The 26,678-nt window shown below is 40.3% G+C and carries 24 protein-coding genes, 1 tRNA gene and 1 other RNA gene; 7 read left to right on the top strand and 19 right to left on the bottom strand.

What is annotated here, in order from left to right; translation table 11 throughout:
- Positions 1–817: 817 nt before the first annotated feature.
- Together J6836_RS21135 and dnaQ are read right to left on the bottom strand one after the other, a co-directional pair.
- Positions 818–894 (bottom strand) — tRNA-Asp (locus J6836_RS21135).
- A gap of 159 nt (positions 895–1,053) precedes the next feature.
- On the bottom strand, positions 1,054–1,818 hold the full coding sequence (gene dnaQ / locus J6836_RS21130; RefSeq protein ID WP_219245775.1) for a DNA polymerase III subunit epsilon: 765 nt from the start codon (positions 1,816–1,818) through the stop codon (positions 1,054–1,056).
- 54 nt (positions 1,819–1,872) lie between these two features.
- Here dnaQ and rnhA point away from each other — a divergent pair, with 54 nt between their 5' ends.
- Positions 1,873–2,343 carry a ribonuclease HI gene (gene rnhA / locus J6836_RS21125; RefSeq protein ID WP_219245774.1) on the top strand — a complete coding sequence of 157 codons (471 nt, stop codon included), beginning with the start codon at positions 1,873–1,875 and terminating at the stop codon, positions 2,341–2,343.
- On the opposite strand, the gene J6836_RS21120 is transcribed toward rnhA, so the two are convergent.
- Positions 2,340–3,071 (bottom strand): class I SAM-dependent methyltransferase, encoded by a 732-nt coding sequence (locus J6836_RS21120; protein ID WP_219245773.1) that lies wholly within the window; start codon positions 3,069–3,071, stop codon positions 2,340–2,342. The two genes, rnhA and J6836_RS21120, sit on opposite strands and share 4 nt — an antisense overlap.
- A gap of 34 nt (positions 3,072–3,105) precedes the next feature.
- Between J6836_RS21120 and gloB the strand changes: the two genes are divergently transcribed.
- From gloB to J6836_RS21100, 4 genes are all read left to right on the top strand, one after another.
- Positions 3,106–3,861 carry a hydroxyacylglutathione hydrolase gene (gloB, locus tag J6836_RS21115; protein ID WP_219245772.1) on the top strand — a complete coding sequence of 252 codons (756 nt, stop codon included), beginning with the start codon at positions 3,106–3,108 and terminating at the stop codon, positions 3,859–3,861.
- 80 nt (positions 3,862–3,941) lie between these two features.
- The gene (gene mltD / locus J6836_RS21110) at positions 3,942–5,315 is read left to right on the top strand and encodes a murein transglycosylase D (protein WP_219245771.1); all 1,374 of its coding nucleotides are present in this window, start codon (positions 3,942–3,944) and stop codon (positions 5,313–5,315) included.
- 524 nt (positions 5,316–5,839) lie between these two features.
- A complete protein-coding gene (gene tomB / locus J6836_RS21105) occupies positions 5,840–6,208 on the top strand; it encodes an Hha toxicity modulator TomB (RefSeq protein ID WP_219245770.1) in 369 nt (122 codons plus the stop codon).
- A 73-nt stretch (positions 6,209–6,281) separates the two neighbouring features.
- Positions 6,282–6,485: an HHA domain-containing protein gene (locus J6836_RS21100; protein ID WP_004905417.1), complete on the top strand. Its 204-nt coding sequence runs from the start codon at positions 6,282–6,284 to the stop codon at positions 6,483–6,485.
- 352 nt (positions 6,486–6,837) lie between these two features.
- On the opposite strand, the gene ffs is transcribed toward J6836_RS21100, so the two are convergent.
- Together ffs and J6836_RS21090 are read right to left on the bottom strand one after the other, a co-directional pair.
- An RNA gene (gene ffs, locus J6836_RS21095) (signal recognition particle sRNA small type) lies at positions 6,838–6,934 on the bottom strand.
- Positions 6,935–7,087: 153 nt separating this feature from the next.
- The gene (locus J6836_RS21090) at positions 7,088–7,546 is read right to left on the bottom strand and encodes a YbaY family lipoprotein (protein WP_219245769.1); all 459 of its coding nucleotides are present in this window, start codon (positions 7,544–7,546) and stop codon (positions 7,088–7,090) included.
- A gap of 239 nt (positions 7,547–7,785) precedes the next feature.
- On the opposite strand from J6836_RS21090, the gene tesB reads away from it, so the two are divergent.
- The gene (gene tesB / locus J6836_RS21085) at positions 7,786–8,652 is read left to right on the top strand and encodes an acyl-CoA thioesterase II (protein ID WP_219245768.1); all 867 of its coding nucleotides are present in this window, start codon (positions 7,786–7,788) and stop codon (positions 8,650–8,652) included.
- 137 nt (positions 8,653–8,789) lie between these two features.
- Here tesB and amtB read toward each other — a convergent pair whose 3' ends face one another.
- The 5 genes from amtB to J6836_RS21060 all read right to left on the bottom strand — a co-directional run bounded on the left by amtB (position 8,790) and on the right by J6836_RS21060 (position 14,655).
- The gene (gene amtB, locus J6836_RS21080) at positions 8,790–10,022 is read right to left on the bottom strand and encodes an ammonium transporter AmtB (protein WP_442959481.1); all 1,233 of its coding nucleotides are present in this window, start codon (positions 10,020–10,022) and stop codon (positions 8,790–8,792) included.
- A gap of 58 nt (positions 10,023–10,080) precedes the next feature.
- Complete coding sequence (locus J6836_RS21075) at positions 10,081–10,419, bottom strand: P-II family nitrogen regulator (RefSeq protein WP_219245766.1); 339 nt, start codon at positions 10,417–10,419, stop codon at positions 10,081–10,083.
- A gap of 173 nt (positions 10,420–10,592) precedes the next feature.
- Positions 10,593–12,377 (bottom strand): SmdB family multidrug efflux ABC transporter permease/ATP-binding protein, encoded by a 1,785-nt coding sequence (locus tag J6836_RS21070; RefSeq protein WP_219245765.1) that lies wholly within the window; start codon positions 12,375–12,377, stop codon positions 10,593–10,595.
- The gene (locus J6836_RS21065; RefSeq protein WP_219245764.1) at positions 12,374–14,119 is read right to left on the bottom strand and encodes a SmdA family multidrug ABC transporter permease/ATP-binding protein; all 1,746 of its coding nucleotides are present in this window, start codon (positions 14,117–14,119) and stop codon (positions 12,374–12,376) included. Before J6836_RS21065 ends, J6836_RS21070 begins: the two co-directional genes overlap by 4 nt.
- 74 nt (positions 14,120–14,193) lie before the next feature.
- Positions 14,194–14,655, bottom strand: a complete 462-nt coding sequence (locus J6836_RS21060; RefSeq protein WP_219245763.1) for an Lrp/AsnC family transcriptional regulator — start codon at positions 14,653–14,655, stop codon at positions 14,194–14,196.
- Between the two features lie 276 nt (positions 14,656–14,931).
- On the opposite strand from J6836_RS21060, the gene queC reads away from it, so the two are divergent.
- A complete protein-coding gene (gene queC / locus J6836_RS21055) occupies positions 14,932–15,630 on the top strand; it encodes a 7-cyano-7-deazaguanine synthase QueC (protein WP_219245762.1) in 699 nt (232 codons plus the stop codon).
- A 36-nt stretch (positions 15,631–15,666) separates the two neighbouring features.
- Here queC and J6836_RS21050 read toward each other — a convergent pair whose 3' ends face one another.
- The 9 genes from J6836_RS21050 to bolA all read right to left on the bottom strand — a co-directional run bounded on the left by J6836_RS21050 (position 15,667) and on the right by bolA (position 26,546).
- Complete coding sequence (locus tag J6836_RS21050; RefSeq protein WP_219245761.1) at positions 15,667–16,095, bottom strand: acyl-CoA thioesterase; 429 nt, start codon at positions 16,093–16,095, stop codon at positions 15,667–15,669.
- Positions 16,096–16,276: 181 nt separating this feature from the next.
- Positions 16,277–16,648, bottom strand: coding sequence for a ComEA family DNA-binding protein (locus J6836_RS21045; RefSeq protein ID WP_219245760.1), 372 nt, complete (start codon positions 16,646–16,648; stop codon positions 16,277–16,279).
- A 144-nt stretch (positions 16,649–16,792) separates the two neighbouring features.
- Positions 16,793–18,664: a peptidylprolyl isomerase gene (gene ppiD, locus J6836_RS21040; RefSeq protein WP_219245759.1), complete on the bottom strand. Its 1,872-nt coding sequence runs from the start codon at positions 18,662–18,664 to the stop codon at positions 16,793–16,795.
- 175 nt (positions 18,665–18,839) lie between these two features.
- A complete protein-coding gene (hupB, locus tag J6836_RS21035) occupies positions 18,840–19,115 on the bottom strand; it encodes a nucleoid-associated protein HU-beta (RefSeq protein ID WP_206084605.1) in 276 nt (91 codons plus the stop codon).
- 234 nt (positions 19,116–19,349) lie between these two features.
- Positions 19,350–21,785 carry an endopeptidase La gene (gene lon, locus J6836_RS21030; RefSeq protein ID WP_219245758.1) on the bottom strand — a complete coding sequence of 812 codons (2,436 nt, stop codon included), beginning with the start codon at positions 21,783–21,785 and terminating at the stop codon, positions 19,350–19,352.
- A gap of 205 nt (positions 21,786–21,990) precedes the next feature.
- A complete protein-coding gene (gene clpX / locus J6836_RS21025) occupies positions 21,991–23,268 on the bottom strand; it encodes an ATP-dependent protease ATP-binding subunit ClpX (RefSeq protein ID WP_206084603.1) in 1,278 nt (425 codons plus the stop codon).
- Positions 23,269–23,385: 117 nt separating this feature from the next.
- Complete coding sequence (gene clpP / locus J6836_RS21020; protein ID WP_206084602.1) at positions 23,386–24,006, bottom strand: ATP-dependent Clp endopeptidase proteolytic subunit ClpP; 621 nt, start codon at positions 24,004–24,006, stop codon at positions 23,386–23,388.
- 543 nt (positions 24,007–24,549) lie between these two features.
- Positions 24,550–25,854, bottom strand: coding sequence for a trigger factor (tig, locus tag J6836_RS21015; protein ID WP_219245757.1), 1,305 nt, complete (start codon positions 25,852–25,854; stop codon positions 24,550–24,552).
- Positions 25,855–26,207: 353 nt separating this feature from the next.
- A complete protein-coding gene (gene bolA, locus J6836_RS21010) occupies positions 26,208–26,546 on the bottom strand; it encodes a transcriptional regulator BolA (protein WP_219245756.1) in 339 nt (112 codons plus the stop codon).
- Between the last annotated feature and the right edge of the window lie 132 nt (positions 26,547–26,678).

Genomic DNA, 26,678 nt, shown 5'->3' with positions numbered 1-26,678 from the left:
ATACAAAATCGTGTAAAAATGTTTAAAGCTATTAAAATAAATAAAATTGATAGGCTGATTCTATTAAAAAATTTTTCTTGCAACATTGTCTCGACTAAAAACGACAAAAAACACGCAATTAGAGTATTAAATTAATAAGTAACTATGTGATTAATAGGTTAATTTTAAATGTTAAATTAATGTTTTTAATATACGAAAAATAAGTTATAGATATAATTACTTATTTTTTGATATATATATTATGGACACCTAATTTAATAGGCATTTTCATTTTGTTACAAATTGGCATGAAATGTATTATTTGAATGGGGATTTAACACTCGATAAGAGTATTAAGGCTTTTCACCTAAAAAAAATACGATATCTAGTGTTAAGATCGAGTACGCCAAGTTTATCCTTGGGGGAGTAAAATGTACTCTTTGCTTTTCAACTTTCCTAAGCATTAAAAAAATTCGAACAATGACTAAAATAACATTTCCAACTGAAATAGTTCATCAATGATATAAAAAAAACGTATTTTTGATCGCCACAATAACGCATAAAAAAGCATCTAATTACCGCTATTATATTAATAATGAAATAAAATGAGTTACTGTTCGAAATCATAAATAGGCGTCTTACTAGCAGTATGCGTTGTAAAATCGTCATATACAAAAACAATAAACGCATTCTATGCGTATATCTCCTATTCATTACGATATGAATCAGTGAAATAAAAATGTATCAGGAAAACAGGTATCGATGACAACACTGAGGAATTCGCGTGAATAAAAACCATAAAAAAAGCCCCGAGATAATGCTCAGGGCTTTCAATGTTTGGCGGAACGGACGGGACTCGAACCCGCGACCCCCTGCGTGACAGGCAGGTATTCTAACCAACTGAACTACCGCTCCGAATGTTCCCTGTTGGGAACGCATGCATATTACGAACACTTCATTACGCAGTCAATACTTTTTCTTGAAAAATCGTGCAGTTGAACAGTTTTTAGCCTTAAAGTGAGCTAATAACTAATGCTTTCTTTATTAAGCTTATTTATCTCAAATCAATCACACCTAGTGTAAGTTTTCTTTTTCTTCTTCATTAGATTGGCGCCACAAACAAGGTTTTCCACCTTTTTTATCAACAATATCCAGTCGGGCTTCATGAGCAATAAGCTCTTCATCGGAAGCATACAACACCGTTAAACCACTGGATGGACGCTCAATACGTTGAATTTCATACGCTTGCTCATTATTTGCTGATTCGGCATCCATCGAAAATGATAACGATGTCTGCCCACCTGTCATCGCAAGATACACATCCGATAAGATTTCGGCATCGAGTAAAGCCCCGTGCAACATACGTTTTGAGTTATCAATTAAATAGCGGTCACATAAAGCATCTAAGTTATTTCGTTTACCCGGAAAAAGCTTTCGTGCTAACACTAAGCTATCGGTGATAGTACAGAAATCGGCGGTGGGTGGGATACCTTTGTTGAGTTTACGGAATTCATAATCCATAAAACCAATATCGAAGGGTGCGTTGTGAATAACGAGCTCTGCGCCACGAATAAATTCTAGAAACTCATCAGCAATGTCAGCAAATACAGGTTTATCCTGTAAAAATTCATCACTGATCCCATGAACTTCAAAAGCTTCGGGGTCGACTAAACGGTTAGGTTTAATATACACATGAAAATTACGGCCAGTTAAGCGCCGATTAATCACTTCAACTGCACCAATTTCAATAATGTTATGGCCTTCATAATGAACACCAAGTTTATTCATACCTGTGGTTTCAGTATCGAGGACAATTTGTCGGGTTATCACCGTGCTCATAATGGTATTTTGTGTCAAACTAGAGATGAATGAATAATATAGAGTGTACCAGAAATGACAAAGCAGGTAGAAATTTTCACGGACGGTTCCTGTTTGGGTAACCCAGGACCAGGCGGATACGGTGTTGTCCTTCGTTATCAACAACATGAAAAAACGCTTAGTGACGGTTATTTTATGACGACGAATAATCGTATGGAGCTACTTGCCGCTATTGTTGCTCTTGAATCCCTTAAAAGGCCATGCGATATCATCTTAACAACGGATAGCCAATATGTTCGCCAAGGGATAACTCAGTGGATCCATGGCTGGAAACGCAAGCAATGGCGAAAAGCGGATAAATCCCCCGTCGTGAATGTTGACTTATGGAAACGTCTTGATGAGGCAATTCAACGTCATACAATAGATTGGCGCTGGGTTAAAGGCCATGCGGGCCACCCTGAAAATGAGAAATGTGATGAATTAGCACGCGCGGCAGCGTCATCACCAACCAAAGAAGACACAGGTTACCAACCAGCGAAAGATTAAGCACTTGGTGTTTTTGTACGCTTGCTTAGCTCTTTTGCCGCACCTAATGCCGTTCCGATTTTTACTTTTGGTTGTTTAAATTTTAGTGGCGTGGGCGTAAGCGGATATGTCCGTTTTCGTGCCACGATGACACTCAGCACACCAATTCCACCACAATTTTTATTGACCCGCCGCTGCGGACTCATCCATGGAATAACATGGCAATTTCGATGATATAAAACTTCATAATTTAATAAACTCAACCAATCAAACACCCTAACCGATGGAAAGAAACGACTGCAATAGGGCTGCTTTTTACGTAACACTGGAACCAATTTAGCTATCCCTGCAAGACTAAATGGGTTAAAACCTGAAATAATCAACCAACCATCATCCATTAATACCCGATCAACCTCTCTCAATAACCAATGTGGATCATGACTATACGCTAAACAATGAGACATTAAGCATGCATCAATCGACTTATCAGCAAAGGGCAAAGCTTCAGGTTGTGCAATAAGGTGAAAACGAGGATCATTTCCCCCCGCATTAAATTGATGGGAAATTAGACATTCTTCGGTATGGATTTCAGTGCTTAAATGCCCTAACTTAAGGAGATGAAAACCAAACATTTTCGGCCACCAAGGGCGAAGCTGGTTTTCCAGCGCTTGTCGGTATTGTTCACCAAAAGGAATATCAGACCAACTAACGGGCATTTGAATTTTTTTATCAATACGCGCAGGCTTCATGAAATTCCCCTATTAAACAGTTTTCGAGGTCATTATGGAGTTAATTCGAGTCCCCGCCTTAAATGATAATTACATTTGGATTTTAGCGGATAACCAGAAACAGTGTATCATCGTTGACCCAACAGAGGCAGAGCCTGTACTCGAAATAATCACCCAAAAGCACTTAACTCCTGTCGCCATCCTATTAACTCATCACCATAACGACCATACCGGTGGCGTGGAAGAAATTTTAAACACGTTTACAACCTTGCCCGTATTTGGTTCTAAGGAAACAGCCAGTAAAGGTGCTACTGAGTTAGTTGAAGATGGTGACAACATCATTATCAACCAATTTAACTTTCACATTATTTCTTTACCTGGACATACCCTGGAACACATCGCCTTCTACCAAGCCCCCTATTTATTCTGTGGCGATACATTATTTTCGGCTGGCTGTGGTCGTATCTTTGAAGGTACCCCTGAGCAAATGTACCAATCAATTCAAAAAATTGCTGCACTTCCTGATGACACACAGATTTGTTGTGCTCATGAATATACCCTATCAAATCTAAAATTTGCCCACCATATTTGGCCTGAAAATGAAGCAATTACTCAATATTTACAAAAAATAATACAAATGCGTGACAAATATCAACCTACTGTTCCTACCACATTGAAAACTGAAAGAAAAATAAATATTTTTCTTCAATGCGATAACCAACAATTACAGAAAAAACTACAGGTTAATATACAAAACCCACCGTTGAGGGCTGTTTTTACCCTATTACGTCAATTAAAAGACCAATATTGAAGTTTATTGATTGTCATCTTAGGGTGGGATAAGTATTATTGTTCGACTTTTAAACATTAATATGAAGAACAATAGAAAAAATGAAGATAATCGCGACACTTATCGCCGTTGTTCTGCTGGCTGGATGCCAAACTGCCCCAAAAAAAGTCAAGCAGAATAAACCCCCTGTAAATCATACAATTGAAACTATCGCATCACATAACCAAGCAGCTAGTCGACAACAATCTAAAGTTGATTATGACTTATGGGGCTATATTAGTGATGAATTAAAAATGGACATTCCTGATAACCCACAAATTAGGGAAATGGCCAACAGCTATATGAATAAACAAAGTTTTGTCTACGATGTGGCATTAAGGGCTGAGCCTTATATGTACCTCATCGTAGACGAAATTAATGAACGTAATCTCCCTATGGAATTAGCCTTAATTCCCATTATTGAAAGCTCTTTTAATCCGAAAGCAACTTCCCCTGCACAAGCCGCTGGTTTGTGGCAAATTGTGCCAATTACAGCCCGTTCATATGGGTTAAAACAAACTCAATGGGTTGATGAGCGCAGAGATGTTCTTTCATCCACTAATGCGGCATTTGACTTACTCGAGAACCTAAATGTGATGTTCGGTCATGATTGGGAACTCACCTTAGCGGCGTATAACTGCGGTGAAGGTTGCGTGCAAAATGCAATTAAAAAGAACGAAGCAGCAGGGCTACCAACTGATTTTTGGTCACTATCATTACCGAAAGAAACCAAGCAGTATGTGCCTAAAATTTTAGCGCTGAGTAAGGTATTAAAAAATCCAAAACAGTACCAAGTTAATTTACCAACAAGCAATAAAAACAGAGCACTAACACAAGTGGATGTTGGCCAACAAATTACCTTATCCCAAGCCGCTGAACTGGCTGGGTTAACGGTTGAATCTGTCAAAACCTACAATTCAGGTTACACCCGTGGGATCACATCCCCCACTGGACCACACTATATTATGTTACCCACCGCAAAAGCGGAGCAATTTAAAACCTCATTGACGGACCAAGAGGTGCTAGAAACGATCCGCCTCGCTGCAGTGAACAATCAACAAGTAAAAGCAATAGCACAGCCAACAGCCATTTCTACGGCTCGCCAAAATCGTGCCAAGATCACCACCTATAAAGTTCGCAAAGGTGAATCTATCGCCAGTATCGCTAAAAAATTCAATACGACAGCAAAAAACATTCAACAGCTAAATGGCCTCAAAACAGCCAGCGTGATTAAACCTGGCCAAACTATCAAAGTTACAGGTGCAGCCCCTGCCGCCAATAGTCGTAAAAGCACAATATACAAAGTTCGCAAAGGTGATTCTTATTACAGCATAGCAAAACGCCATGGTATCAAACTTAATGATTTAATGACTTGGAACTCTGGCGTGAAAATGGCAGATCTGAAACCAGGCGTTACCTTAAATCTCTATCTCTAAGTTGCAACCTAATTTAAAAACCTTTACTTCCTTTTGTGAAGGTTTTTAAATATCTCATCTCATTAGTTAAATAAATTTATTTAAATACTTTGAATAGAGTAATACTTTTTATAAGGTGTTGCGTGTAAATTTTTATCTCAGATTGTATTAAAATACACTAAGCACTTAAACGATTTAAATATACTATAAAATTGCGTTTAGTCAGAACATACCGTAAAAACGCCCTCTTAGCCCCCTACAAAAGTAGAAAAAAGTAGTTAATAGAGGGTGACTTATGCAAGAATAATGATATTATTACATCTAACCTAAAGCGGTTCTTACTGCCAGCCTGTATTTGAATATCACTTATGTTAATAGTATAAACTTTCAGACATTCAATGTTTTTATAATAAATTTATATTTTTCAATATATTAACATATCATGTTTTCATATTGGACATAAGTGTTTTTAATTCGTTATTATGGCTGTATTATTGATATAAAAAGATACATAGCAAAAGTCAGATTCGCCCGCGGAGGTGATTATGGATGAATACTCACCCAAAAGACATGATATAGCAGAACTTAAATACTTATGTAATAGTCTGAATCGGGACGCTATTTTAAGTTTACAACAAACAAATACACATTGGATTAATGACTTAAGTTCCGAGCAGAGCGCTGCGCTTAATGAGCTCATAGAGCACATCGCCGCATTTGTTTGGCGATTTAAAATCAAATATCCAAAAGAAAATCTTGTTATCTCATTAATCGAAGAGTATCTCGATGAGACTTATGATTTATTTGGAAGCCCAATCATCACGTTAAGTGAAATTATTGATTGGGAGACAATGAATCAAAATCTTGTTGCTGTGCTGGATGACGATCTAAAATGTCTAACCAGTAAAACTTAAAGGCTTTGTTTATCTTTAGCCTAACTATCACATTGTATATTACCGAGTTATTTCTCATAAAAGAAAGGGCGTTATGACCAAATCTGATTATCTGATGCGTTTAAGAAAATGCACAACAATTGAAACACTTGAGCGAGTGATTGAAAAAAATAAGTATGAATTATCTGATGATGAGCTGGAATTGTTTTACTCAGCAGCAGACCACCGTCTTGCTGAACTTACAATGAATAAGCTCTACGATAAAATCCCTGCTTCTGTTTGGAAATTTGTTAGATAATATCTTAGAAACACGCACAGATAGTAAATGGTTATAGCCGGTAATAACATTTATCGGCTGAAATCATGATCACTCAAGTACAATTATTGGCATTACTTTAATGCTAGTAACCCCTTTTGCTGCTTATTCCCCCCTAAAGCTTAAAATATATCCCGTTTTAACAATTAATGCGTTTTTTAACTTCCTGCTATTTATATATTAGGTATTATTTAAAAAATAAAATCTAACTTAACATTCATATAAATTTAAATGTTAAATAAATTGAGCGTAAATTTATTACGTTATCAATAATGGATTTAATGTATTTAAACTGTATTAAGGAGTAAATCAAGAAAGGAAATTTGGGTGGGAACTCTGCCAGCGACATCCCGGCACACACGACCCCTGCTATGGCTGCTTCCTTCCGGACCTGACCAAGTTAACAAGTTAGCGTTGCGGGAGAACCAACAGAGCCCCCATTGAATGCTTCTCTCGAAGCAAGGGCATTATGCTCGATAGTCGCTTAAATAGCAAGAATACTGCGGCTAAGTGCTGATTTATTACACAAATAAGGCAATGTATTCTCTAAATATTCAAGGCATTAGCCAATCGTTAAAATAGCACTAATTTGCAGGCACCATTAGTAACTCAACATTTTCAGTTACGCCATTATTAATCACTTCTACCACAGAATCTGCGATATAAAGTAGTTTTCCATCGGCATTAACCGTTGCGTTCACAGTCAATTTACCTTCTGGTCTTACTTCGTTTTTATGATAAGTTAACTCAAAAGGTATTGTCGGACGATTATTCAGCGAGTCATAATATTTTTGAGATAAAATAAGCGCAGGTAAATCTGTAATTGAAGTATCTGCTAACGTGACTGTTACAACCGCACCTACAGGTATAACAGAACGTTGCACAATCACAACACGCCCTTCGATTTTTCCTGAATCAACAGCTTGGTTGTTATGGTTCGCTTTACTATTCAGAATTTTTTCACTTGGCTTCGTGCTATTCCCTTCACAGCCAATTAAAGAAAAAACAAATAGTAAGCTGATAAAGTAGCGTAAAAACATCATAGTTATTACCTATAAGACAATGTTTATTAAAACATTTCAAAAAAATTGAAATTAGAGACTCTTTTTTTGATGAGGGAATTGAAAAAAGTATAACCAATTTGAATACAATAATAAAATAATATTTCAAATTGTAACTATACGTAAATGTCAATTTACCCATACACAATCTGCCTACCTATTTTGGTAAAATAATGTGAAAATACCGGTATCTCATTATTTTTAACTGTATTAAGGTAATTATGAGCCCAGAATTACAGAACTTAATTAGCCTCATCGAGCTAGAAAAAATTGAAGAAGGCATTTTCAGGGGGCAAAGCGAAGACCTTGGTTTACCACAAGTTTTTGGTGGCCAAGTTGTTGGTCAAGCTATGTATGCAGCCGAACAAACCCTCCCTGAAGATCGCTTCATTAACTCTTTTCACAGTTATTTTTTACGCCCTGGTGATAGCTCTCGCCCTATTGTGTATGACGTGGAAATTTTACGTGATGGTGGAAGTTTTAGTGCACGCCGTATCAGTGCCATTCAAAATGGTAAACCTATTTTCTTTATGACGGCGTCATTTCAAACCCAAGAAGAAGGGTATTCACATCAGAACTTGATGCCTGATGTTCCACCACCTTCCCAATTAATTTCTCAAGATGATATTGTGCAAGCGCTGGCCGATAAATTACCCGAAGCAGTCAAAAAGTATGCGTTAAGGCCTAATCCTTTCGAATTTAGACCTGTGGAATTCTACAGTCCATTTGATGCGCCACCTCAAGAACCATTTCGCTATATCTGGTTTAAAGCGAAAGGGCAATTACCGAATATCCCTTCACTACATCATTATTTATTGGGCTATGCTTCTGACTATAATTTCTTGCCTGCAGCATTACAGCCCCATGGCCGTGGTTTTATGGAAAGAGACTTACAAGTTGCCACCATTGATCACTCAATGTGGTTTCATCGCCCTTTTAAAATTGATGATTGGTTACTTTATGCCGTCGAAAGCCCGTCAGCGTCTGGTGGAAGAGGTTTTGTGAAAGGTCAAATCTACAATCCTCAAGGTGACCTTGTTGCAACAGCGGTGCAAGAAGGTGTGATACGCAAGAGGCAACTACGCTAAGCAAGCTATTTCGAGAAGTAAGTGATTACTCACTTATTCCGCTAAAAAGGTAATGGCAGTGTCGTGCATACTGCCATTATCAATTTGAATAGAACACAGTTTTATCCTGAATTCATAGATAGATGAACGTGATTGCCTTAGTTATAAGCACTCTCACCGTGAGAAGTAATATCCAAACCTTCTCTTTCCTTTTCGACACCAATTCTTAGCCCTGATGTCTTAGCGGCAATCATAAAGGCAATAAACGCAACAATGGCAGTCCAAACAACACAGACTAAAATGCTAAACGCTTGAATGCCAACTTGTTTTAACATTGTGATACCTTCCGCAAAACCACTTCCTCCTAATGCACTCGAGGTAAATACCCCCGTCAGCAAGCAACCCAAAATACCACAGACACCATGAACGCCAAAAACGTCACAAACATCATCCACTTTCAGCTTGCGTTTGAGTATTACCACCCCCCACAAACCTGCAATCCCTGAAAGTAGCCCAATCACTAATGCACCGCCTACACCAACAGTTCCAGCCGCAGGCGTTACACCAACAAGCCCAGCTAAGCAACCTGAGCAAGCGCCTAATAAAGAAGGTTTCTCTCTAAAAATCCACTCAGCCAATGTCCATGATAAAATCGCGCCAGACGCTGCTGCAACAGTGTTAACAAAAGCTAAAGCTGCAATACCATCTGCACTTCCTGCAGACCCCGCATTAAAGCCAAACCAACCAATGAACAGGATTGATGTTCCCATAAATACCATCGGTAAGTTATGGGGTTTAATCGCCTCTTTCCCTAATCCTGTACGATGACCAAGTAAGTAAGCGCCAACTAAACCCGCAACTGCCGCATTAATATGCACCACTGTTCCGCCCGCAAAATCCAATGCGCCATCTTGCGAAAGAATTCCGCCACCCCACACCATGTGCGCCATGGGCAAATAAGCAAAAGTGGTCCAAATAACGGTAAAAATTAAAACGGCTGAAAATTTAATTCGCTCCCCTAAAGCACCAACCACCAGCGCCACGGTTAAACACGCAAATGCACCTTGGAATGCCACATGGACAAACTGCGGGATCGTGGCAGATAAGCTTTCCACCGTAATGTCGTTTAACATAACCAGACTAAATCCACCAAAAAATGCATTCCCTTCACTGAACGCTAAGCTGTATCCATAAATAATCCAAATAACAGAGACCAGCGCTAAGATCACAGTCGTCTGTGCCATAAGTGAAAGGACGTTTTTGCTTCTTAATAAACCACCATAAAACAATGCAATACCCGGGACAATCATGAAAATTACCAAGGCAGTGGCTATCATCATAAAGGCATTGTCTGCTTTATCTAATTCTCCTTGCGAAGCCAAAACGGTCATTGGAAAACCACTTATTGCTATTAATATGTATTGAAACCATTTACGCATCGTCGTTCTCCTAAAGTGCTTCGTCTTGTTTTTCACCAGTACGGATTCGTACTGCTTGCTCTAATGGCAAAATAAATATTTTTCCATCACCAACTTGGCCGGTATGTGCTGTTTTCTCCACAGTTTCAATCACTAGTTCAACTAGATCATCAGGAACGGCGATCTCCATTCGCACCTTAGGTAAAAAATCGACGGTATATTCTGCACCTCGGTATAGCTCTGCATGCCCTTTTTGCCGACCAAAACCACGTACTTCTGTTATGGTCATTCCTTGAATACCAATTTCAGACAGCGCTTCACGTACTTCATCTAACTTAAACGGTTTAATAATTACGATGATGTATTTCATTCTTGCTCCTATAAATCTTACGAATAACACGCTCACTCTCGATGAGCGCCATTCTCTTAAGAGCAAATCTCATGCCAAAAAATATTTATCGTTTAAATTCAATTAGAAACCGCAAAATAAAAAACCACTCGAGTGAGTGGTTTTGTACAGTGCATTATAATCGTGCAGAACAATTAACTAGGAACAGCCTCAATTTCAGCATCACAACGGGCATTTAAGGATTCACCAACCTGTTGCAACTGGTACATTTGGTAATAACGTCCTTTTTGTTGTAAAAGATGCGAGTGAGTACCTTTCTCAACAATTGCACCACGATGCAGCACAATCACTTCATCAGCATCAACAATGGTTGATAGGCGGTGTGCAATGACCACTAGTGTTGTATTTTTACGAATAACACGCAGTGCCTTTTGAATCGCTTGCTCTGTACCTGAATCGATATTTGCAGTTGCTTCGTCCAAAATAAGAATTTTAGGTGTCACCACTAACACCCTTGCCATCGCCAATAGCTGCCGCTGCCCAACTGATAGCGTGTTACCTTGCTCACCAAGTACCGTATCTAAGCCATCAGGAAGCTGACTAACCAAGCCTGCAAGCTGCACAGTTTCCAACACTTCCCATACTTTTTCTTGGCTGACATCACGACCTAGCGCTACGTTGTCAAAAAATGAGGCAGCCAGCACCACTGGGTCTTGTTGAACCATCGCGATCCCATTACGTAACGCTTGGTGCGATAACGTATGCAAATCACGACCATCGAGCAATATTTCACCTTGCTGCCACGGGTAATACCCCATAATCAAGTTAGCAATCGTACTTTTACCGCTTCCTGTATGACCAACCAATGCAACAAAATGGTTATTCGGTACATGCAGATTAATATCATTTAAGACCAATTTGTCATCACGGTAAGCAAAAGAAAGGTGATTAATGGTGATTGAACCGCCTTGTAATGGTGCAATGCTTTCACCATACCCTTGCTGTGGGCTATCCATTAATTCAAAAACACGCTCGCCAGATACCACCGCCTGTTGCAACATCGATTGCTGCGAGGTTAATTCAATCAGTGGCTCATTTAATCGACCTAAATAATTGATAAAGGCGTATAGCACACCGACACCAATGGTTGTAGTCCCTTCAACACCAAATAGAAATAATAAGCCACATAATATAGAGGCAGAAAACAAACTGAGTAATGGACGTAACAACAAACCATCCAACTTTAAGGCTTTCATTCTTGCTAGATAGTGATCTTGGCTCACATCCTGCATATTTGCGCCAAACCGAGCTTGCTGCAAAAATTGTTGGATCACCGTCATGCCATTAATAACTTCGTTAAAGCCGTTATTAATATCCGCAAGATATGAACGAACTCGACGAACAATCGGCGTACTTAGTCGCTGATAAGCTACCATCACAACAAACACTGCTGGGAAAATCATGACCGCAACTGATGCCATTCGCCATTCAAGGGAAAACATTGCCACTAACATGGCACAAATCAGTGCTAAACTACGAAATACGGTCGGAACAACCATGACAAACAGGTCTTTGATCACCTCCGTATCATTGGTAACACGAGAAATTAGCTGACCAACTGGTTGTTTATCAAATGCACTTAATGGCTGCCTAAGTGCCGCATTCATCACGTCAGTTCGCAAGTTTTGCACCACACCAACAGCTGCTTTATTAAATAAAATAATTTGATAATAATGCAGTAACGCAGCAATTACCTGTAGCAATATGAAGCCAACAGCCATGTATAAGGTCAATGGCATGATAATTTCTTTTTTGGCGACCATATTATCAATAAAATAGCTAACGAGCAGAGGCCCACTGACCTCCGCGATTGCCGCTAGCCATAACATGCCGATGGCTATCCCCATCGTGCTACGATAGGCTTTCCCGTATGAAAGGAGCCGTTTCAGTGCAGGCCAAAGTGGTTTTTTCTGGCTCATAGTTCACCATCCAAAGCCGCTTCAATCTGTTGATAATGATACATATCTTTGTACCAGCCTGACTGAGCGATAAGAGAGTCATGCTCACCTTGAGCCATAATTGACCCTTGGGATAAAACTAAAATATTGTCAGCCTCCACTAAGGCAGATAAACGATGCGCACTAATAATTAGCGTACGCCCTTGTCGCCAGCGGCTTAAATTCTGCAAAATAGTAAATTCTGTCTGCCCATCTACCGCGGAAAGGGAATCATCCAACACCAGTATTTCGGCATTTTGCAAAATCGCTCGCGCAATGGAAATACGTTGTTTTTGCCCACCAGAAAGCATAACTCCCCGCTCACCCACTTGTGTGTCGTAACCTTCTGGCAAACGCAAAATATCATCATGCACACAAGCGATTCGTGCCGCCTCTTCGATTTCAGCCTGCGTGGCATCTGGCCTGCCAAGGGCTATGTTTCCTGCCACGGTATCTGAAAACAAGAAAGGGGATTGGTTCACAATTGATAGCCTTGCACGCCATTCATCTAATTTGATTTCAGGTAACGGCAAACCTTGATAGCAGATACGCCCTTCCGTCACATCAAATTGGCGCTGTAATAATGTTAATAAAGTGGACTTCCCTGAACCTGTCGGCCCACAAATCCCTAAAAACTGCCCTGGTTTTAAGCTGAATTGCACGTTGTGTAAGGAGGCTCGGGCTGTTTCTGGGTAGCTAAACGCGGTAATGTTCACACTCAATTCACCTTTTTCGGGTTGCAATGAATGCGAGCCATCGTTAATCACTAGTGGCTCATTTAATAAACTTAAAATTCGACTATAAGCGGCACTACCGCGCTCAACAATATTAAACATCCAAGCCAGTGCTAACATCGGCCAAATCATTAAACCTAAATACATAATGAAGCTGGTTAGCTCACCTAATGTAAGTGTTCCTTCTAAGACCATCCAGCTCCCACCCGCGATGGCAAGTAGATTCGCCATACCTATTGCCATAAATATGGTTGGGTCAAAACGTGCATCAATTTTAGCGACATGCATATTACGGCGGCCAGCTTCTGTCGCGACTTGCTCAAACTGATTAGATTGATGATCTTCAAGGCCAAAAGCTTTTATCATACGAATGCTGGTTAGGCTTTCTTGTGCATGGTTATTTAATGATGAAAATGCACCTTGAGCATGTTTAAACCGATGGTGAAGCTGGTCCCCATAGCGTTTGATGACGATCGCCATAATTGGCATTGGGATCAACGCCAATAAGGTTAACTGCCAGCTGATTTCAACACTCATCATAATTAAAACAGCGCATCCCATAACCAGCGAATCAACTAACGTTAATACGCCTTCACCCGCTGCAAATACGACACGATCTACGTCATTTGTCGTGCGTGCGATCAGATCCCCTGTACGATATTTCAGGTAAAACGCTTGGTTTTGCAGGCTTAATTGACGGTAGAACTTCTGGCGTAATTGAACAGCTAACTTGTAAGAAGCACCAAATAGCCAAAGCCGCCAAACATATCTCAAACCATAAACAATTAATGCGATGAATAACATTAGCAGTACATAGTTGACCAATTGGCTTCTCTGCATGGTTTCTTTGCTAATCCCATCAACCACCACCCCTACAATGCGAGGCGGAATAAGCTGTAAGATAGCAATGACAATCAAAAAGCAAACAGCGCCGAAGTAGCGCCGCCATTCACTTAAAAAATACCACTTGAGTTGTGAAAATAATCGCACGTATTACTGCCTTGAATAATGTTAATTAATTTATACGCTTTAAGCTGCTTGATATCGCAGTTTCTGCTGACAATCTAATCAGGGATCGGTAAAACCGTTGTATATTTGATTTTTTCCATCGCAAAGCTTGAAGTGACATCAATTAAACCATGCACACCATTAACCAATTTTTTATAGAAAAGGTCATAGGATTTCATATCATGCACCTCAACTTGCATCAGGTAATCATACTCCCCCGCCATTCGGTAAAACATCAGTACCTCAGGCATTTGGCTAACAAATGACACAAATTGCTCATACCATTCACTATTATGGTGCTGTGTTTTTATCGTTACGATAACCGTCAGGCCTAAACCGAGCTTTTCTCCATCAAGCAGTGTGACTCGACCACGGATATACCCTTCATCTTCGAGGCGTTTCAGGCGTTTCCAGCACGGTGTAGAGGTTAAATTAACCGCTTCAGCGAGCGTATTGAGGGATAAGCTACTGTCATTTTGCAATAAACAAAGCAGCTTTTTGTCTATTTTATCTAACATGAGTGGTCTCTTGGCTTAGGTGTGAATGCTTTTGTTATGTTTTTAGTATTGGAAACCTTATTATGCAAAACATCATCATTTAAAAACAACAATAATGTCACCAATTCGATTTATTATAGAATAATTTTACACAGATTAAAGAATAATGGGATAAATAACACACTAAATGGACTGAACTTGTAAAAATAAGGCTGTTAATTGTGTTATCACCTCGCTAACATAGAAATCTGAAACCTCATTTTCTTGAATTACATGAATTATCACCAAGGAGTGACCATGAAACGCGCTGTTGTCGTCTTTAGTGGCGGGCAAGACTCAACAACTTGTCTGATCCAAGCCTTAGAAAATTATGATGAGGTACATTGTGTCACCTTCGATTATGGGCAACGACATCGTCAAGAAATTGAAGTTGCACAGAAACTAAGTGCATCATTAGGCGCAGCCGCTCATAAAGTTTTAGATGTCACGTTGCTTAATGAACTCGCGGTGAGTAGTTTGACGCGAGACAACATCCCTGTTCCTGGTTTTGAAGAAAGTGAAGCAAGCGGCTTACCAAGTACCTTCGTTCCTGGGCGTAATATTTTATTTCTGACTCTAGCGGCAATCTATGCCTATCAAGTCCAAGCTGAAGCGGTAATCACTGGCGTATGCGAAACCGATTTTTCGGGTTACCCTGATTGCCGAGATGAGTTTGTTAAAGCACTTAATCACGCCGTCAGTCTTGGTTTAGCAAAAGATATTCGCTTTGAAACACCCCTTATGTGGTTAAATAAAGCCCAAACATGGGCGCTAGCTGATAGTTATGGTCACTTGAATACCATCAGAGAACAAACACTGACTTGTTATAATGGCATCCAAGGGGATGGCTGCGGTGAATGTGCTGCCTGCCACTTAAGACATAACGGCTTGAATGAATATCTGAATAACAAAGAAGCCATTATGCTTTCATTGACACAAACGCTAAATTCCAACTAAAAATGCGTACTCCACCTATCCTTTGATTGGTGGAGCTCAATGATTGATAAAATCATCCGTCACCGCTTTAAACGATAAAATCTTCTCACGGAGTTCATCATCAATCACAATCGCTTTATTGGTTGCATTATTAATAAAAACAAACGTCACGTAGGCATCTGAAACGACCTCCGATTGACCTTCTCTGTTGCGAATAATTTGCTGATAACAAACGGCACTTTTTGAACCAATTTTTTCCATGCGCGTAACAACCGTCAATTCATCCCCCATAAGCACACCTTGGATATAATTGACGTTGATATTCACGGCAGCCATGGTTAGTTGGTTATCTAAAATCCATGATGCAAAATTTTCTTTCCCCATCCACTCCCAGCGGTCTGCTTCGTAGAACTCTAAATAACGTGCATTATTCACATGCTGGAATACATCAATATGATAACCATGTACTTTAATCTTTGTTGTCATAACTACTCCGACCAGTTTGCTTTCTGATAACATAAAAATAACAAATGTACGGGAAATGTGCTGAATAAATGTCACGAATAAGACTTAGCTCGCAAATTATTTACCATTAAACAATAGATATGACTAATAAATAACCATAACATAAGCTGCTCCCCAATCTTTTGAATGAGGAGCAGAGCTATTAAAGTATGAGCTTAGTTTTATTTTTCTCTAGAAATGCAGGGCCTATTCCTTGTACCTCCAAAATATTTTCAATGGAATTAAACGCACCGTATTTTTCCCGATACTCAACAATTGCTTTTGCTTTTTGCTTACCAATACCATTTAATTTTTGAGCAAGCTCTTCCGCACTTGCATGGTTGATACTCACTTTACCTGATTGATTAATATCGATGTTTTTTACGTTCTCAGTAGAATCAGTGGACTGAGAGAGTGTTGTTGCAGGTTTTTCCACTGTATTTTTCTTTGCCCATGCTAAAGGTGATAACCCCCCAAATAAAGATAAGCATAATGCGGCGGCTAAACTACGTTGAACAATTGTTTTCCATGACATGGTGTTTCTCCTTTGAGTGTAGAAACATCACAGTGCCAGAGAAAAACCATCGGAGCATTTAGCGAAAAATAAAAATGCGAAAGGCCACCCAGAGGTGGCCTTTTAATAACATGCTTGCAACTTAAGTTGCGAAGCTACTCGCAATTATTCAAGGTTTAGAACTTCAATTTTCGCGTTTTCACGTAAATTAAGCATCAACGCTTCATTCACGGCAGAGCTCATCACACCTTGGTATTCACGAGATAACTGTTTCAGTTCATCTTCAGTTGGTTGGCCTAAAGTGACTTTATCCAGCTGAATAACGATATAGTTATCAGACTCATCACGTGCAATTGAATATGCAGGTTTACCATCAACAGGTTGAGGCATTTCCATTGCAGCGTTAATCGTCGCAGTTTGTGGCATTAAGCGAGAAACAGTTTGCACGTCAGCAAATTTAACACCTGCTGTGTTTAAGGCCTCTTCGCCTTTACCTGCTTTCAAGTCAGCCAATAGTTTGTCTGCGGTTGCTTTAAGTTCTGCATCTGCTTTTTGGCGCTTAACTAATGTTTCAATCGCAGGTTTAACTGTTTCAAACGGCTCAGTGCTTTCTGGCTTATATTCAGTTACACGGACAACAAATGCACGGTCACCTTCAACGTTAATTACGTCGGAGTTAATCCCTTTAGAACCGTTTTTATCAACCAGACGGTCACTAAAGACTTCATTGATAACTTTAGGGAAATTCAACGCTGCAGGTGGATTGTTACGATCAAACCAATCTGTTGTTACCGCTTTTAAGCCAGAAACAGATTCAACTGAGACCAGTGATTCCATATCGCTCGTTGCGGCCTCACTGACTTTCTGTTGTAAGTCATAGAACTGTTTGATGTTTTTATCTTGAAGCAAGCTAACTTTAATTGTTTCAGAGACGTCTTCAAATGGTTTTGTTGACTCAGGTTTGATGTCATCCAAACGGAAAACAACGTAGTTATCTTGCGCTTTAACCGGTGCCGAAAGTTGGCCTTTTTCAGTTAAATTTGCAGTGATGATTTCGCTCGGCGTTGAAGCCGCTTCCATCCAACCAATCAGGCCTTTGTTACCCGCACTGAATTTATCAGTCGATTTTTCAGCGGCTAACGTAGCAAAATCTGCGCCTGCTTTGATTTCATTGATGATGTTGTTTGCTTCTTTTTCTGAAGCCACTTGGATCATACTATATTGTTTTTGCTCTGCCTGAGTATAGTTTTTCAGGTTTTGCTCATAATATGTTTTCACTTCTTCATCAGAAACCGTCGCTTCTGGCATGGATGCTGCGTCCATTTCAACATAGCTAACTTGCACTTTTTCAGGCGAGATAAAGCTGTTTTGGTTAGCATCGTAATACGCTTTCAGCTCTTCGTCAGAGACCGTTTGCTTCGCTTGAATGTCTGCTAAGGACAAGGTTGCAGTGCGAATTTCACGCTCTTGCATAAATAATTCGGCGTAAGCTTTCACCTCTGATGGTAAAGCGAAGTCCGTCCCAGTAAAGGCTTTACCTAACTGAGCACGTGTTAAATCTTGACGAATTTGCGCTGCAAAGCTATCCGCATTGATGTTGTAACGACTTAAAATTTCACGGTATTTGTCGCTATCAAACTGACCATCGGTTTGGAAGACTGGCATCGAGAAAATAGATTGCTCAATCTGTTGATCGCTTGCTGAGAGATTCAGTTCATTAGCATATTGATTAATCAATTCATTGTTAATTAAATTATCAAGCGCTTGGCGACGCAGCAAATTCATGCTTTCTTCGTTGCTAGCCACTTCAGAGAATTTATCTCCCAAGTAGTCTTGCAATGATTGGCGCTCCTGCTGAAAAGCCTGCTGTAACTGTTCCCTGCTAATTGACTGTCCATTAACTTCTGCTGCTTTGTTGGCGTTATTGCCACCTAAGCCACCCATCATAACGCCTGTCAGCACGAATGACAGCATAATGAGCCCAAGCAAAATTTTAATAAAAGGACTGTTCGCCTTCGTGCGTAGATTTTCCATCATAAAAAGGCTTAACTCCGCTTTGTTGAATTCAATTTCCTAATAATACGCTAATCTTAACTCAGAAAGAAAAAAAAGCGCACCATTTCCATGGTGCGCTTATATATTAGCTGATTAAAGGCATTCCGTCAGTTTGAGTTTTCGCAAAAATGCAAGAAAGACAAACTAAAACACTTAATTAGCTATTAACAGCGTCTTTAAGACCCTTGCCTGGACGGAAAGCTGGAACTTTCGCCGCAGCGATTTTAATCTCTTTGCCCGTTTGTGGGTTACGGCCTGTACGTGCTGCACGCTCACGAACAGTGAAATTACCAAAGCCAACTAAAGCAACATCGTCTCCTTTACTTAAAGAACTCGTTACAGTAGCAACGAACGCGTCAACAACGCGGCCTGCCGCAGCTTTAGAAATATTCGCATCAGAAGCGATTTGATCAATCAGTTGAGCTTTATTCACTCTTATCATCCCCATTATTAGTTGGACTATAAATCACCAAATTAACTATAGCAGCTAGCTTCTATTCGTACAGTTAATTAATGATTTAGCCGTTATATCAATCCTGATTACCAATGGCAAGAGAACAGATTGCATACAAACAATTATCAGAATCATCGTTAAATTAGCGATGAAAAAAAAGGCTGACAAGCCCTAAATTAGCTGTCAGCCTTACTTTTATACAAACTTCTTGATTCAGCTCACTCTTTTCGCTTTCTTTTTAACAACCTCAGCCCCAAAAGGCGGGTTAACTAATGCCAAAGAAAGAACCTCTTCAATGGTTTTGACTGGATGAATTTCCAAATCAGCGATCACATTTTGAGGAATTTCCTCTAAGTCACGTTCGTTTTCTTTAGGGATTAATACGGTTTTTATTCCGCCGCGGTGTGCAGCTAATAATTTTTCCTTTAACCCACCAATTGGGAAAACTAACCCTCTTAATGTGATTTCACCTGTCATTGCCACGTCTGCACGAACTGGGTTACCTGTTAAACAAGAAACCAGTGCTGTTGACATCGCAATACCTGCGCTTGGGCCATCTTTTGGTGTTGCACCTTCAGGGACGTGAACGTGGATATCGCGTTTTTCATAGAAATCGCTGTTTATACCCAGTTTCTCAGCACGAGCTCTTACCACGGTTAATGCCGTTTGGATTGACTCTTGCATCACTTCACCTAAAGAACCGGTATAAGTCAGTTTGCCTTTACCTGGTACGCACGCCGTTTCGATGGTCAGTAAGTCACCACCTACTTCAGTCCACGCCAAACCAGTCACTTGGCCGACACGGTTTTCGGTGTCTGCTTGGCCGTAATCGAAGCGGCGAACACCCAGATAGTCTTTTAGGTTATCTGCGTTGATTTCGATGTGCTTAAGTTTTTTATCCATTAACAATGCTTTAACGGCTTTACGGCACAATTTCGAAATTTCACGCTCTAAACCACGCACACCCGCTTCACGTGTGTAGTAACGAATAATGCTCATTAATGCGCTATCATCGATGGTTAACTCGCCTTTTTTCAAGGCATTACGTTCAATTTGTTTCGATAATAAATGCTTTTTAGCAATATTCAGTTTTTCGTCTTCGGTATAACCAGAAAGACGAATCACTTCCATACGATCCAGCAGTGGCGCAGGGATATTCATCGAGTTTGACGTTGCAACAAACATAACGTCAGACAAGTCGTAGTCCACTTCTAAATAGTGGTCGTTAAACGCAATATTTTGTTCTGGATCAAGCACTTCTAATAATGCTGACGCAGGATCACCGCGCATATCTGAAGACATTTTGTCAATCTCATCCAGCAGGAACAGTGGGTTTTTTACACCAACTTTTGCCATTTTTTGGATAAGTTTACCCGGCATTGAACCAATATAGGTACGACGGTGACCGCGGATTTCCGCTTCATCACGTACACCACCTAATGCCATACGAGTGTATTGGCGACCCGTTGCCTTCGCAATAGATTGACCCAGAGAGGTTTTACCAACCCCTGGAGGCCCTACTAAGCAAAGAATTGGCCCTTTGATTTTACTGACACGGCTTTGCACTGCCAGATACTCTAAAATACGGTCTTTTACACGCTCAAGGCCATAATGGTCGGTATCCAACACTTCTTGCGCTTTCACTAAATCTTTTTTGACTTTGCTACGTGCATGCCATGGCACTTGCACCATCCAGTCGATATAGCTACGGACAACCGTAGCTTCTGCCGACATTGGAGACATCATTTTCAGCTTCTGCAATTCTGCTTCTGCTTTTTCTTGTGCCTCTTTTGGCATTTTCGCTTCTTCGATTTTACGTTTCAGCGATTCATATTCGTCTGGTGCATCATCCATTTCACCCAGCTCTTTTTGAATGGCTTTCATTTGCTCATTCAAATAGTACTCGCGCTGGCTTTTTTCCATCTGCTTTTTAACGCGATTACGGATGCGTTTTTCCACTTGCAGCAATTCAGTTTCTGACTCCATCATCGCCATCAAGAATTCAACACGTTCAGCTATATTTGCCATTTCAAGAACGCGCTGTTTATCCGCTAATTTCAGCGGCATATGGGATGCAATGGTGTCTGCAAGTTTATCGAGCTGGTCTTGTTCAATGGAGTGCAATGCTGTCAGCACTTCCGGTGGAATTTTTTTGTTAAGCTTAATATAGCTTTCAAACTGGCTCACAATCGTGCGATACAGCACTTCATTTTCTTTTTCATCAAGAATTGATGATGGAGCGCCCGCTGTTGTTTCGTCGTAAACGGCACCTTCAGCGTGTTTATCTTGTTCAGACACTAAATACTCAGCTTGCGCGAGGAAATACTCGCCGTTATCCGTTAAGCTGGTAATACGTGCACGTCTTAAGCCTTCAACTAAGACTTTCACTGTGCCGTCTGGCAGTTTTAGCATCTGAATAACGGATGCAACTGTACCAACAGCAAATAAATCATTCACCCCAGGCTCATCAGTCGAGGCTTCTTTTTGCGCAACCAGCATCACTTGTTTGTCATGATCCATCGCTGCTTCCAGACTGTGAATGGATTTTTCACGTCCAACAAACAGTGGGATCACCATATGTGGGTATACCACTACATCACGCAGAGGCAATACTGGTATTTCAATGCGTTCGGAACGCTCTGGATTCATAAAGCTCTCTCTTCGTTTAGCTTACGCTAGTTTAAGGGTTTCTTTCTCTCGCTTAAAATTATTATCAAAAACAAGGAAACCACACCTCAGAATATAAACTATATGGGGACAAGATTTTAGCATTCAATGGTTAGTTAAACATAAAAAACAAAATGAGGGATATCCCTCATTTTGTTTGATTATTTTATGAACGCTTTATTAAAGATTAGTTATCGCCTGAAGCTTGGGCATCTGGCTTGCTGTAGATCAACAAAGGTTCTGATTGTTCGTTAATCACATTTTCATCAACGACAACTTTTTCGACATCCGTCATAGAAGGGAGGTCATACATAGTATTTAACAGCGCAGCTTCAACAATTGAACGTAAACCACGGGCACCCGTTTTACGTGCCATCGCTTTTTTCGCAATTGCTTTTAATGCTTCTTCACGGAACTCAAGTTCAGTTCCCTCAAGGCTAAACAGCGCTTGGTACTGTTTAGTTAACGCATTTTTCGGCTCTTGTAAAATTTGAATCAGCGCTTCTTCGCTCAGCTCAGTCAAGGTCGCAACGACTGGCAGACGACCAATAAACTCAGGAATTAACCCGAACTTAATTAAATCTTCTGGCTCAGCTTGCGTTAGCAATTCGCCTTCTGTAGCTTTATCTGACTCACCTTTGACTTCAGCAGCGAAACCAATACCTGAACGGGTATTTAGACGCTGACCAATTACTTTATCTAAACCAGCGAATGCACCACCACAAATAAATAGAATTTTCGAGGTGTCTACCTGTAAAAACTCTTGTTGTGGATGCTTACGCCCACCTTGTGGAGGAACAGCTGCAACTGTACCTTCGATAAGTTTCAAAAGTGCTTGCTGCACACCTTCACCCGACACATCTCGGGTAATAGATGGGTTATCGGATTTACGAGAAATTTTATCAATTTCATCAATATACACGATACCGCGTTGTGCTTTTTCTACATCGTAATCACATTTTTGCAGTAATTTTTGGATGATGTTTTCAACGTCTTCCCCTACATAACCTGCTTCGGTCAATGTGGTAGCATCAGCCATCGTAAATGGCACATCCAAATAACGTGCTAAGGTTTCAGCCAGCAGAGTTTTACCGCTACCTGTTGGACCAATTAACAGGATATTACTTTTGCCTAATTCAACACCATCACTGGTTTTGTCACCATTGCGCAGGCGCTTGTAATGGTTATAAACCGCAACTGCCAAGACTTTTTTCGCTTTTTCTTGACCGATGACGTAGTCATCAAGATGTTGCCTAATTTCATGTGGCGTCGGCAGTTCACTGCGCTCACGATGTGGCGCTAGTTCTTTAATTTCTTCACGGATGATATCGAGACATAAGTCTACGCATTCATCACAGATATAGACTGACGGACCGGCAATCAGCTTACGTACTTCGTGCTGACTTTTTCCGCAGAAAGAACAGTAAAGCAGTTTACCCGTCCCTTCTTTGCGTTTCTCTGTCATCAGTGACCTCACTTTTATCCATATTGCCTTGTTTTTGTTTGGTTAAAACTGTAAACACGGCAACGATTTTCTTAAAATAGTTTATGGTATGAATTAATTATACCAAAAGTTAACCAATTAACGGCTACTATAAATTTGGTCGACTAAACCGTACTCTTTCGCTTCATTTGCTGACAAGAAACGGTCGCGCTCAGTATCACGGCTGATTTCCTCAATGGACTTCCCAGTATGGTGAGCCATGAGTTCATTCATGCGTGTTTTCACTTTTAAAATTTCCTGCGCGTGGATTTCAATATCCGTCGCTTGGCCTTGGTAGCCGCCTAACGGTTGGTGGATCATCACACGGGAATTTGGCAAGCAAAAACGCTTACCTTTAGTGCCAGCCGTCAATAAAAATGCGCCCATAGAGCATGCTTGCCCCATGCAAATGGTACTAACATCTGGCTTAATAAATTGCATGGTATCATAAATAGACATACCCGCCGTAATTACACCGCCTGGTGAGTTGATGTACAGCTGGATATCTTTTTCAGGGTTTTCTGCTTCAAGGAATAACATTTGAGCGACAATTAAGTTCGCCATATGATCTTCCACTTGACCCGTCAGGAAAATAATACGTTCTTTTAATAGACGTGAATAAATATCATATGAGCGCTCGCCTCGAGAGGTTTGCTCAATGACCATTGGCACAAGAGCCATTTGGGATGCTAACTGTTCCTGACCGCCAAAATGTGACATCGAAATCTCCTATTAAAAACTTTCTGGTGCTTGCGCCTAATTTGCTATCTACTAACCATCATATTGAGCAAAAAGAGTATGGTATAACAACGTGTATTAAAAATACCTCTATCTGCAAGCTTTAACGATCTGCTTATTTCACTATTTTAGCCTATATTGGGCCGATTACAGGTGAAATAAGAAGAAAATGCAGCAAACTGTGCTGATGTCAATAAGACCCTCTTTTAACAAGTTTAACACAAGTCTGTTTACTTACACGGTATTATCCCATTAGAAAACCATAACTGATTTTCAAAAGTGGCGAAATAACTCTTTTGGTTGAATTCGCCTATTTCTATGATATTTGCTCTTCAAAATAGTTCAAATCGCAAGCGAAACTGAATACATGCTAATTGAAGTGTTAGGGATATAATTAGGGTTTAAATGTGATTTTCAAGGTCACCCTATCTTAATTCACAAAAAAGTCGTTATTTAAAAGCTTTAATTGCAAAAAAACCCGCAGTAGAACACCACGGGTTTTTATTTTGTACAGCAAGAAATAAATTAACCAGCTTGAACTTGGTTCATCAGCTCAGTGAAATTAGTTTCTTTTTCAGTCACTTTAGCAACAGCCAGAACAGTTTCAACTGCTTGTTCTTCTAATGCTAAGTTACGAACGCTGTTCATCAGCTCTTCGTTTTTGCTGTAGTATTCGATAACTTCAGCTGGATCTTCGTATGCAGACGCCATTTCTTCGATCAGCGCTTTAACACGATCTTCGTCAGCTTTCAGTTCGTTTTTGTTGATCACTTCGCCTAACAATAGGCCGATAACAACGCGACGTTTTGCTTGTTCTTCAAACAGTTCACGTGGTAATTCCATCGCTTGTTGTTCGTTGCCACCAAAACGTTGTGCCGCTTGACGACGCAGAACATCGATTTCACCATCAATAACAGCAACTGGAACTTCGATGTCGTTCGCTTTGATCAAACCATCAAGAACTTGTGCTTTAACACGGTTACGAATGGCATTTTTCAGCTCACGTTCCATGTTTTTACGTACTTCAGCACGCAGACCGTCTAAAGTGCCATCAGCAATACCGAAACGCTTGATGAATTCTTCAGTGAATTCTGGCAGTTCACGTTGTTCTACTTTCTTCAGAACGATAGCAAATTTCGCTGCTTTACCTTTCAGGTTTTCAGCGTGGTAATCTTCTGGGAAGTTAACTTCGATATCGAACTCTTCGCCAGCTTTGTGGCCAACAACGCCTTCTTCAAAGCCTGGGATCATGCGGCCTTCGCCCATAACCAGTGCGAAGTCTTCAGCTTTACCGCCTTCGAACTCTTCGCCGTCGATAGAACCTGTGAAGTTGATAGTGATGCGTGAATCAGCAACAGCTGCCGCGTCAACTTCTTTCCACTCTGCTTGTTGTTTGCGCAGAGTATCTAACATGTTTTCCAGGTCTTCATCTTTAACAGAAACCGCTGGTTTCTCAACTTCGATAGTATCTAAACCAGTTAATTCGATTTCTGGGTAAACTTCAAACTCAACTGCGTAAACGAAATCTTTACCATCTTCCAGTTGCTCTGGCTTATAGCTAGGTGCACCTGCTGGGTTGATTTTGTTTTCAATGATTGCGTTGATGAAGTTACGTTGCATCACATCGCCCAGAACGTCTTGCATAACAGACGCACCATAACGTTGTTTAACGATGTTCATTGGTACTTTCCCTTTACGGAAACCATCAACACGTACTTTCTTAGCAACGCTAACCAGCTCGCTATTTACTGCTTTTTCAATATCAGTGGCAGGAACGGTGATTGTTACACGACGCCCAAGGCCTTGAGTCGTTTCAACAGAAACTTGCATCTTCTTACCTCAAAATAAATCTTAGTGATCGGTCTACTCCAGAGTTATGCCACTAAATAAATAATGGCGTTCTCCCTTCCAGAACCGGGGGGCGTTACTTTCATAACGGTCAATCCCTGATATCAGAAGCGTCCCGAAACCTTACTGAAAATTAGACGCAGCATTATACCGATGCCAGCGCCCTGAGTCGAGAAAAGCCGAGAAAAGAAGCGATCTTTCCTCTTTATTTGTGACTTTTCTGACTAAAATTTTTATTTCTTCACCAAAATTGAAGAAAAAACACCCAGCAAACTCGTTTTGAGCCCGAAGGATAATGCCAATAATCACCCATCAAGGTCAATTGGCAGTACAAATTAGCGGTTAACGCCGCCAACACCACGACAAGCAGGTGATTTTAACGCTGTATCAGCCATTTCGTCCCATTCTTTTGGTGTATAGGTATGCAATGCAAGAGCATGAATGCCCCCCGCTAATTCATCCGCTAAAATAGCATAAATTTCGCGATGACGGCCAAGCATTCGTTTATTTTCAAATTTATCAGTGACTAAAATAACTTTGAAGTGGCTTTCAGAGCCTGGCAAGACATTATGTTGATGGCTTTCATTAATGACATCCAAATGACTTGGCTCGAAAGCATCTTGTAATTTTTGGCTCACACGTGACTGCATACTTTGTGATGCATTGGCGACCATAAAATACTCCTTAATTTGCGGCTCACACTAGTATTGATAAGTGCAGTAAACTATATTGCACATCTCGATTATTGCTATCTTCTTATTATAGAAATATCCGATAATGACCTGACAATGTATGATATTGGCACG

The organism is Providencia sp. R33, from assembly GCF_019343475.1.
Lineage (GTDB): Bacteria > Pseudomonadota > Gammaproteobacteria > Enterobacterales > Enterobacteriaceae > Providencia.
This window is presented reverse-complemented; position numbering and strand designations above follow the sequence as displayed.

What these genes read in the sequence shown, in the direction of transcription:
- dnaQ (WP_219245775.1), bottom strand. Translation starts at nt 1,818, where the DNA reads ATGAGCACGGTGATAACCCGACAAATTGTCCTCGATACTGAAACCACA.
- rnhA (WP_219245774.1), top strand. Translation starts at nt 1,873, where the DNA reads ATGACAAAGCAGGTAGAAATTTTCACGGACGGTTCCTGTTTGGGTAAC.
- J6836_RS21120 (WP_219245773.1), bottom strand. Translation starts at nt 3,071, where the DNA reads ATGAAGCCTGCGCGTATTGATAAAAAAATTCAAATGCCCGTTAGTTGG.
- gloB (WP_219245772.1), top strand. Translation starts at nt 3,106, where the DNA reads ATGGAGTTAATTCGAGTCCCCGCCTTAAATGATAATTACATTTGGATT.
- mltD (WP_219245771.1), top strand. Translation starts at nt 3,942, where the DNA reads ATGAAGATAATCGCGACACTTATCGCCGTTGTTCTGCTGGCTGGATGC.
- tomB (WP_219245770.1), top strand. Translation starts at nt 5,840, where the DNA reads ATGGATGAATACTCACCCAAAAGACATGATATAGCAGAACTTAAATAC.
- J6836_RS21100 (WP_004905417.1), top strand. Translation starts at nt 6,282, where the DNA reads ATGACCAAATCTGATTATCTGATGCGTTTAAGAAAATGCACAACAATT.
- J6836_RS21090 (WP_219245769.1), bottom strand. Translation starts at nt 7,546, where the DNA reads ATGATGTTTTTACGCTACTTTATCAGCTTACTATTTGTTTTTTCTTTA.
- tesB (WP_219245768.1), top strand. Translation starts at nt 7,786, where the DNA reads ATGAGCCCAGAATTACAGAACTTAATTAGCCTCATCGAGCTAGAAAAA.
- amtB (WP_442959481.1), bottom strand. Translation starts at nt 10,022, where the DNA reads ATGACCGTTTTGGCTTCGCAAGGAGAATTAGATAAAGCAGACAATGCC.
- J6836_RS21075 (WP_219245766.1), bottom strand. Translation starts at nt 10,419, where the DNA reads ATGAAATACATCATCGTAATTATTAAACCGTTTAAGTTAGATGAAGTA.
- J6836_RS21070 (WP_219245765.1), bottom strand. Translation starts at nt 12,377, where the DNA reads ATGAGCCAGAAAAAACCACTTTGGCCTGCACTGAAACGGCTCCTTTCA.
- J6836_RS21060 (WP_219245763.1), bottom strand. Translation starts at nt 14,655, where the DNA reads ATGTTAGATAAAATAGACAAAAAGCTGCTTTGTTTATTGCAAAATGAC.
- queC (WP_219245762.1), top strand. Translation starts at nt 14,932, where the DNA reads ATGAAACGCGCTGTTGTCGTCTTTAGTGGCGGGCAAGACTCAACAACT.
- J6836_RS21050 (WP_219245761.1), bottom strand. Translation starts at nt 16,095, where the DNA reads ATGACAACAAAGATTAAAGTACATGGTTATCATATTGATGTATTCCAG.
- J6836_RS21045 (WP_219245760.1), bottom strand. Translation starts at nt 16,648, where the DNA reads ATGTCATGGAAAACAATTGTTCAACGTAGTTTAGCCGCCGCATTATGC.
- ppiD (WP_219245759.1), bottom strand. Translation starts at nt 18,664, where the DNA reads ATGATGGAAAATCTACGCACGAAGGCGAACAGTCCTTTTATTAAAATT.
- lon (WP_219245758.1), bottom strand. Translation starts at nt 21,785, where the DNA reads ATGAATCCAGAGCGTTCCGAACGCATTGAAATACCAGTATTGCCTCTG.
- clpX (WP_206084603.1), bottom strand. Translation starts at nt 23,268, where the DNA reads ATGACAGAGAAACGCAAAGAAGGGACGGGTAAACTGCTTTACTGTTCT.
- clpP (WP_206084602.1), bottom strand. Translation starts at nt 24,006, where the DNA reads ATGTCACATTTTGGCGGTCAGGAACAGTTAGCATCCCAAATGGCTCTT.
- tig (WP_219245757.1), bottom strand. Translation starts at nt 25,854, where the DNA reads ATGCAAGTTTCTGTTGAAACGACTCAAGGCCTTGGGCGTCGTGTAACA.
- bolA (WP_219245756.1), bottom strand. Translation starts at nt 26,546, where the DNA reads ATGGTCGCCAATGCATCACAAAGTATGCAGTCACGTGTGAGCCAAAAA.